Source organism: Streptomyces sp. NPDC037054, assembly GCF_055606745.1.
Genome location: NZ_JBVJSJ010000027.1, coordinates 1 through 4,468, shown reverse-complemented (window position 1 = coordinate 4,468; position 4,468 = coordinate 1). Strand labels below are relative to the sequence as shown.

The window sequence follows — 4,468 nt, the reverse complement described above, 5'->3', positions numbered from 1 at the left end:
CACCTGGGACTACGCGGGCGCCTTCGTCCTCGCCGGCTCCATCTCCATCTTCGCCGGCCTCGTCGCCCTCTTCCTCCACCCACCCGGGCGGCCCAGGGCGAAGCGCATCACGCCCAACCCGCAGCCGCTCGGTGAGGAAACGGCTTGACGCCAGGAGTGCAGGAGTTCAGGAGTTCAGTAGGCAGCAAGACATGAGGGCATGACACCCGTGCCCCGACGAGGAGGGCCCTTCCCGGCCTGCGGGAAGGGCCCTCCTCGGGTCTGTGCCGGCCGTCAGCGGTCCTCACGCAGCGAGTGCAGGTGCTCGCTGGAGCGGCGGGCGAAGGTGAACGACTCGACCGGGTCGTCGTGTTCGGCCTGCCAGTGGTGGGCGAGGCGTTCGCCGCGCAGCCGAGTCACGCCGGAGATGAACCGCTGGTAATCGATGTCGCCGTCACCGACGTCCGTCATGCGGTAGCCGTACGGGTCCGAGGGGTCGCTCTTGCCGTCCTTGACGTGGAACAGCGGGTAGCGGTGGGGCTGTTCGAGGACGTAGTCGAGCGGCTCGAACGGCGCCGGCGTGCCGTCGGGCCGCTTGGAGAAGCGGAACTGGCCGACGTACGCCCAGTAGATGTCCATCTCCAGGTGGACGAGGTCCGGGTCGGTCTCGGCGAGGAGGACGTCGTACAGGCGCACCCCGGGGTCGTCGGAGGCGAAGGAGAACTCCTCGGAGTGGTTGTGCTGGTAGAACTTCATGCCGCGTGCCTTCGCCGCCGCGCCGTAGGTGTTGAAGTCGTCGGCGGCGCGCTTCCAGGCGTCCACGGTCGAGCCGTAGCGGAACGGTCCCGCGGCGGTGCCGATGTGCTTGAGGCCGAGGGCCTCTGCGTCGTCGAGGACCTTGGTGAGGTTCTGCGCGAAGGCGTAGGCGTTCGGGTCGTCGGCGTAGTAGCCGACGTGGCTGCCGATGGGGTTCAGGCCGTGATCCCGTGCGAGGCGCTTGAGTTGGGCGAGGGTGATGGGGCCGGCCGAGCCCTGGGTGTATCCGGCGAACTCGATCTCGTCGTAGCCGTGCTTGGCGAGTTCGGCGAAGACGGGCGCGAAGCCGAGGGTGGAGACCTTGTCGCGGAGGCTGTAGAGCTGGATGCCGAGCCGTCCGGGCGGCAGGACGGGACGGCCCCGACGGGCGGCGCCGGACGCGGCGGAAGTCGCGGCGGGCGGGGCGGCGTTGGCGGCCGTCGCGGGGGATGCCGCGCCGAGCAGGGCGGCCGCGGTGGCGCCGGCCGCCACGCCGAGCATGCCTCGCCTGCTGAGGCGGTGGGTGAGTTCGGGATCGGTGTGGGAGAAGCGGCTCATGGCGGGAACTCCTCGGGGTCGGTGGGCGGGAAGGTGCCGGGTTTCAGGGCTCGACTGGTCCGCCGCCGCATCCGCCTGGTCCGGGGGCGTCCGCCTGGTCCGCCGCGTCCGTCGCGCGGGGTCGGTCGGCGGCTGCCGGGGCACGCAGGCGGTCCGCCAGGGCGGCCAGTGCCGCGTACTGCTCCGAAAGGCCCGCCGGGGACTCCCCCACCGGGTCCTTGAAGTAGAAGCCGAGTTCGCCGACGGGGCCGGACAGGCCCGCCTCGTGGGCGCGGGCGAGGATGCGGGCGAGGTCGAGGACGAGGGGGGCGGCGAGGGCGGAGTCGCAGCCCTGCCAGATGGTCTGGAGGATCATGCGGGCGCCGAGGAAACCGTCGAAGGCGATGTGGTCCCATGCGGTCTTCCAGTCACCGAGCGCGGGCACGTCGTCGATGTGCACCTTGCCCTCGGGGGTGGTGCCGAGGGTGTCGGCGAGGACGCGTTCCTTGCCCGCGTTCTTCGCCGCCGCGGCGGCCGGGTCGGCCAGGGCCGCGCCGTCGCCGCCGCCCAGCAGGTTCGTCCCGGACCAGGCGCGGACGTCCAGGGCACGCTGGGTGAACATCGGGCCGAGCACCGCGCGCAGCAGCGTCTGCCCGGTCTTGCCGTCGCGGCCCGCGTACGGCAGTCCCGACGCCTGGGCGGCCGGGGCCAGCGCGGGATGGTGCAGGCCCGTGGAGGGGGTGAAGTTGGCGTAGGGGCAACCGGCGCGCAGGGCGGCGGCCGCGTAGAGGGAGCTGGCGGGGAGTCCGGGTCCGGCCGGGGCGGGTTCGGTGGAGGCGACGTTCACCACGACCGCGCGGGTGAGCCGGTTGCGCCGTACGAAGTCCTGGATGTCCGCGGCGAACGCGGAGACGAGTGCGCCGGTGTCGCGGGTGTCACCGGGCAGCGGGCCGCCGGGGCGGATCTCGCGGTCGGCGGCGGCCAGTTCGGCCCGGACGGCCTCGGGCAGGCCGGGCGGGAGAACGCCTCCTGCGGCGAGTGCCTCGGCACGTTTGGGCAGAGGGCAGTCGACGGTGTCGTGGCCGCCTAGGACGAGGTGCGACAGGGCGGGCAGGCCGCTGCCGGCGAACAGGGGCGTCTCGGTCACCAGCCCCGTCGGCGGGTGCAGGCCCGCGGCCAGCGCGGCGCGGCCCGCCACGACGGTCGTGGCGACGGAGCCGCGGGCCCCGATCAGCCAGACACCGACACGGGCGTCGGAACGGGACGCGGACATGGGCAGCCTCCTTGTCGTGCGCGGACCTGTCGTACGCGAATCAGGCGTACGCGAAACAGGCGTACGCGAACCCCGAAGAGGCCCGTGGCCGCGCTCGACGCACGCGGCCACGGGCGCGAGGGGGAGACGGCGGGCGGAAGTCCGGCGTCTTCCGCCCGCCGTCGCTCAGTCGCCCTGCGCGGGCAGTTCCTTGACGCGGACGTTCCGGAAGGACACCTGGTCGTCGGCTCCGTGGTTCTGGATGCCGATGTGGCCGTCGGCCAGGGAGCGGGCCGGGTCGGTGTTGGTGAAGTCGTTGATCTTCACGCCGTTGAGATGGACGCGGAGGCGTTCACCCTCCACGCGGATCTCGTACGTGTTCCACTCCCCCGGCGGGTTCAGCGCGCGGTCGCGCTTCTTCAGGTCGGCGGAGCGGAAGCCGTAGACGGAGCCGGTCGTCTTCTCGGGCACGTCGGTGGCGTCGATCTGGATCTCGTAGCCGTTGTTCACGGCCGACCACGGGTCGTCGGAGGGCGGGAAGCCCACGAAGACACCGGAGTTGTCGTCGCCGGCCATGCGCCAGTCGAGCTTGAGCGAGTAGGAGCCGAAGCTCTCGGCGGCGTACCAGAGCATGCCCATGCCGCCGGTGGTGGTGAGGGTGCCGTCGTCGGCCAGGTCGAAGGAGCCCGGCCCGGCCTGTCGCCAGCCGTCGAGGGAGGCGGCGGTGCCGTCGAACAGTGGACGGTATCCGTTCTCCGGTCGGCAGTCGGCCTGCACATCGCCGATCGCATACCGGATCCCGCCCAGTAGATGCTGTCGGAAGTCCGGTTCGGCGTAGGACTCCTTGGTGTGGCCGCCGCCGGTGTAGAAGGCGCGGCCGCCCTGATACTCCTGGCACCAGGCGATCGGGTGGTCGCCGTGCATGGTGCCGCCGGTGTACGACGACTCGTCGAGCGAGGCGAGGACGTGGGCCCGGTCACGCGGGTTGGAGCGGTAGTTGTACCACTCGTCGGTGCGGTTCCAGGTCTTCTCCAGCCCGGCGGTCGCCGGGTGGGCACGGTCCTCGACGTCCACCGTGGCGGGCTGGATCGCCGGGTGCGACTGGAAGTAGGCGCCGGCGAGGCCGCCGTAGAACTCCCAGTCGTACTCGGTGTCGGCGGCGGCGTGGACGCCGACGTAGCCGCCGCCCTGACGGACGTAGCCCTCGAAGGCGGCCTGCTGGGCGGCGTCGAGGACGTCGCCCGTGGTCGACAGGAAGACGACCGCGTCGTAGCGCCGCAGGTTGGCGGCGGTGAAGGCGCCGGCGTCCTCGGTGGCGTCGACCGTGAAGCCGCCCGTGTCGCCGAGCTGTTGCACCGTGGCGACGCCCTCGGGGATGGAGTCGTGCCGGAAGCCGGCCGTCTTGGAGAAGACCAGCACCCTCTTGTCCGCCGCGGCGTTCCGGTCGGCGGTGCCGGTCGTGGCGCCGTCCGGCCGGGAGGCGGCCGGGCCGGTGGCGGCCGCGCCGGCCGCGGGTGCGGTCAGGGTGAGGGAGGTGCCCGCGAGGAGCGCGCCGCCGAGCAGCGCCACCGCCTTGCGGAAGTGTGGGGGTCGTCGGGGGAAGCCGGTTGACGCGCGGGTGGTGGGGTCGTTCCCGTGCACGGATGCCTCCAGAAAGGGGACCGGTGGTACGAGGCGGGTGCGTACGCCGGGATGCGCCGTCATCCCGGGGCCGTGAGGGTGTGGGGGGGATCAGTTGCCGAAGGCGGCGTCGAAGGATGCCGTGGGCGGTTCGAAGTCGTAGGCCTTCAGCCGGGTGAGGGCCTCCGGTGCGCCCTGGAGGCGGTCCATGCCGGCGTCCTCCCACTCCACCGAGACCGGGCCGGTGTAACCGATCGAGCGCAGCATGCGGAAGACGTCTTCCCA

General features: G+C 72.4%; 3 protein-coding genes and 2 pseudogenes. 1 reads left to right on the top strand and 4 read right to left on the bottom strand.

Features of this window, described 5'->3' with window-relative positions:
• Positions 1-148 (top strand): annotated as a pseudogene (locus ACZ7D7_RS33855) (MFS transporter); the annotation flags it as partial.
• A 125-nt stretch (positions 149-273) separates the two neighbouring features.
• On the opposite strand, the gene ACZ7D7_RS33850 reads toward ACZ7D7_RS33855, so the two are convergent.
• From ACZ7D7_RS33850 to ACZ7D7_RS33835, 4 genes and pseudogenes are all read right to left on the bottom strand, one after another.
• Entirely contained in the window at positions 274-1,332 is a 1,059-nt protein-coding gene (locus ACZ7D7_RS33850) for a sugar phosphate isomerase/epimerase family protein (RefSeq protein ID WP_470829381.1), read from the bottom strand.
• A 43-nt stretch (positions 1,333-1,375) separates the two neighbouring features.
• Positions 1,376-2,584, bottom strand: coding sequence for an inositol-3-phosphate synthase (locus ACZ7D7_RS33845; RefSeq protein ID WP_470829380.1), 1,209 nt, complete (start codon positions 2,582-2,584; stop codon positions 1,376-1,378).
• Between the two features lie 165 nt (positions 2,585-2,749).
• A complete protein-coding gene (locus ACZ7D7_RS33840) occupies positions 2,750-4,267 on the bottom strand; it encodes a ThuA domain-containing protein (protein ID WP_470829378.1) in 1,518 nt (505 codons plus the stop codon).
• Between the two features lie 27 nt (positions 4,268-4,294).
• A pseudogene (locus ACZ7D7_RS33835) lies at positions 4,295-4,468 on the bottom strand (sugar phosphate isomerase/epimerase); the annotation flags it as partial.

Bases quoted from the DNA above. Each gene is read 5' to 3' on its own strand.
- ACZ7D7_RS33850 (WP_470829381.1), bottom strand. From the start codon at position 1,332: ATGAGCCGCTTCTCCCACACCGATCCCGAACTCACCCACCGCCTCAGC.
- ACZ7D7_RS33845 (WP_470829380.1), bottom strand. From the start codon at position 2,584: ATGTCCGCGTCCCGTTCCGACGCCCGTGTCGGTGTCTGGCTGATCGGG.
- ACZ7D7_RS33840 (WP_470829378.1), bottom strand. From the start codon at position 4,267: ATGACGGCGCATCCCGGCGTACGCACCCGCCTCGTACCACCGGTCCCC.